This is a genomic window from Arsenicibacter rosenii, assembly GCF_001870735.1.
GTDB lineage: Bacteria > Bacteroidota > Bacteroidia > Cytophagales > Spirosomataceae > Arsenicibacter > Arsenicibacter rosenii.
In genome coordinates, this window is record NZ_MORL01000085.1 from 1 (window position 1) to 2,876 (window position 2,876).

4 protein-coding genes and 1 pseudogene are annotated in these 2,876 nt (G+C 54.5%); all 5 read right to left on the minus strand.

All coding sequences use genetic code 11. The annotated features are described in order from the left end of the window. On the minus strand, window positions 1–409 hold a 409-nt coding region (locus tag BLX24_RS29815), incomplete at its 3' end, for a PrpF domain-containing protein (RefSeq protein ID WP_310590812.1). Between the two features lie 4 nt (window positions 410–413). Next, window positions 414–1,187, minus strand: coding sequence for an NAD(P)-dependent oxidoreductase (locus BLX24_RS29820; RefSeq protein ID WP_071506850.1), 774 nt, complete (start codon window positions 1,185–1,187; stop codon window positions 414–416). 85 nt (window positions 1,188–1,272) lie between these two features. Next, window positions 1,273–1,875, minus strand: coding sequence for a 4-carboxy-4-hydroxy-2-oxoadipate aldolase/oxaloacetate decarboxylase (locus BLX24_RS29825; protein WP_071506851.1), 603 nt, complete (start codon window positions 1,873–1,875; stop codon window positions 1,273–1,275). Window positions 1,876–1,878: 3 nt separating this feature from the next. After that, window positions 1,879–2,598, minus strand: a complete 720-nt coding sequence (locus BLX24_RS29830; protein WP_071506852.1) for a PIG-L deacetylase family protein — start codon at window positions 2,596–2,598, stop codon at window positions 1,879–1,881. Window positions 2,599–2,676: 78 nt separating this feature from the next. Then, window positions 2,677–2,876: pseudogene (locus BLX24_RS29835) on the minus strand (hypothetical protein); the annotation flags it as partial.

The window sequence follows — 2,876 nt, forward strand, 5'->3', positions numbered from 1 at the left end:
CCACTTCGCAGATACCACCGGTATTGACCAGACTCACCCTTGCCGACGTGGTGGGGCCGGTTACGGGCAGCAGTCCTTTTTCAATGGCAAAGGGGACAACGGCCGCCAGCAGGTTTCCGCAGCTTTGGGTATCCGATACGGTCCCTTTCCCGACCACCACCTGCAGAAAATAAAAAGCAAGATCAGCCTCCGGAGCTCCCGCTGGGCCGACGATGGCCACTTTACTGGTCAGCGTCGTACCACCGCCCATGCCATCAATCTGCCGCGTATCGCCTTCGCCAAGCCCCTCCATTACGGCGAGGACAACGCGGTTGCGGATGACCGGGTCGGCAGGCAGGTCAGCCGCCAGAAAGAAAATGCCTTTCGAGCTGCCACCACGGAACTGCATGTAGGGAATTGCGCGCTGCATAGGCTTAACGGGAGTTTTCGCGGCTTAATTTCTGTAGATTTCCGAGGGTCGCCGCTGACATCAGCGGCTCAACCCCTTTGGATTGTAACATCGAAACGACGGCTTCCATCTCGTGGCTCCGGCGAACGGCATGCGTGCGGCTACCGGTCAGGAACCGGTCGATTAAGTCATCGTTGCCACCGATAACCGAACTGATCTGCGACCGGACATAGGCTTCAAGTCCGTAGGCTTTCCCCGCCTCGACGGCTTCCACAATAACTGCCGCCACACCTTTGTACACAATGGATCGCAGCAGTTTCAGGGTCGACGCTTCGCCTACCTCCGCCCCAAGCAGGGTGATGTTAAGGTTCAGGCCTTTCAGTTTTTCCGTAAATAAGGCAGCCCCGGGGCCCGATGCCCAGAACGGCGTTAAAATACCCCCGGGGGGGACCGGCGCCATGATTGCCAAATCCACAAACCGGACTCCGGTCAGGGCCAGCAACCGGGCAATTTGCTGTTTTGTCTCTGGCCCCGACGTATTCATCTCAGCATAAATCTGCTGATCCGACACATACGCACGGACATCTTCTGCTACGGCCACCGACACAGCCGACAGGTTGACACTCAATATGATATCGGCTTGTTGAGCGGCCTCTGCATTACTTCGCATCAGCTGTACAGCATCATGTAGCGGATAGCGCGGCGACGGATCAAACCCGAAAACGGTGATACCCCGACCGGCCAGGTCATTGGCAAACCGGCTACCGGCCTCGCCTAACCCTAAAATAGCAATATTCATCTGTCGTTGACGTTATGTTTCAGCCTTTTACCTTGCTTCGCCCCCATTTTCATGCTCTGTTATTCCTCATCAATTTATGTCTCCCTCACTCCCAGCCATAAATCTGAAGGGATGTTTTGCCCTCACGCAGCTGCGTACGAACCCATTCCTCGCGCTCTTCACGGGCTTTGGCTTTTTCAATCGTTTCGGCAATACGATCTTTCGGCACAACAACAACCCCATCACGGTCGCCAACAAGTATATCGCCCGGCCGGATGAGCACCTCGCCGATCACTACCGGCTCATTCAGCGAGCCATCGCCATGGTTAGATGTGCCACGAACACAAAGGCCACGGCTGAAAACAGGAAAGCCCATGGCTTCAATATCATCGGCATCGCGGACACAGGCGTCTATGACAAGCCCATTGATGCCTTTGGTCATAGCGCCCAGGCTCATCAGGTCACCCCAATAGCCAGCCTCATAAAATCCTGAACAATAAGCAACTAAAACTGATCCCGCCGGTGCATAAGCGTAAGCCCTATGAAGCAGCAGGTTATCGCGGGGCATTGTTTTTACCGTATAGGCAGGGCCACAAACCCGCATAGACGGGCTTATCGGCTTAATGGCTGACGGCAGATTTCCTGACTTGCCCATCGCCTCGTGCAGTGTTGCCGCCGAAAACGTTCCGAGTTGTTCGTATAGTTCCATCCGTTAAACGATTGAATTTACGATCCGTGGCACATGACACTGATGGGCTTCGGCAAACGTAATGTGCTTCTGACCCGAAATGCGCCGCGCATGGTTGGCCCGTCGGGAGGCAAGTTCTGTATAATAGTCTTTCAGATAGGTCTGTGCGCCCATGCAGGCCATTGCCGCCACTTTCTTTTCCATTACCGAACTGATATCAATAAACGTATCCGGCACAAAGCCACATAATTCGGGCTGATGCGGCTCAAAAGAGTACCATACCGGCGGATCAATGTTCTTAAATGCACTGGGAACGCCGGCTCCGGACGACAACAGGCGTGCGCGCTGAACGGCCTGAAACGCCAGCGGATGGTCGGGGTTAAACGGATCCTTTTCGCTGTGTGTCAGAATCACCGTTGGTTCAAAATCGCCGATCAGATTCGTTAACTGCTCCACACGTTCGTCGGTGAGGCGCATCGGATAATCGCCCCAGTCGAGAAACTGAATCGGCGTACCGAGGATTTGGGCCGCCTGTCGGGCCTGTTCATGCCGGATCACCTTCACGCTTTCAACCGTTCTGTGAGGATCGGCTTTCCAAAGCTCTCCCGACTCACCCCGTTCGCCGTACGACAAGGCAACAACCAGCGTTTCAGCCCCCTCGTCCAATGCTTTCGCAATGGTTCCGGCCGCACGCCATACAAAATCCCCCGAATGGGCACCAATAACGAGAAGTTTCCCCGACATAATTGTGATTAAATGATTGTGTGATTGAGTGATTATTTTTCCCGGATAAGTAAACCCTTTGCGTTGTGCGGCACGCAATCACTCATTCGCTAACTCACCCGATACCGTAGGAGTCCCATGCGTATGGAAGGTCGGGATGGTGGGCAGGCCCCACGCCTGGCCCTTTTTACGTTCTTCCATAGTCCAGTAAATGGTCTGATAATCAGGATCTGTAATCAGGCGGGCGGTGGTGTTGGCGATTTCGATGCGATTACCGCCGGGCTCATACACGTACAGAA

Coding starts and splice junctions, on each gene's coding strand:
- BLX24_RS29825 (WP_071506851.1), bottom strand. CDS start 1,875: ATGGAACTATACGAACAACTCGGAACGTTTTCGGCGGCAACACTGCAC.
- BLX24_RS29820 (WP_071506850.1), bottom strand. CDS start 1,187: ATGAATATTGCTATTTTAGGGTTAGGCGAGGCCGGTAGCCGGTTTGCC.
- BLX24_RS29830 (WP_071506852.1), bottom strand. CDS start 2,598: ATGTCGGGGAAACTTCTCGTTATTGGTGCCCATTCGGGGGATTTTGTA.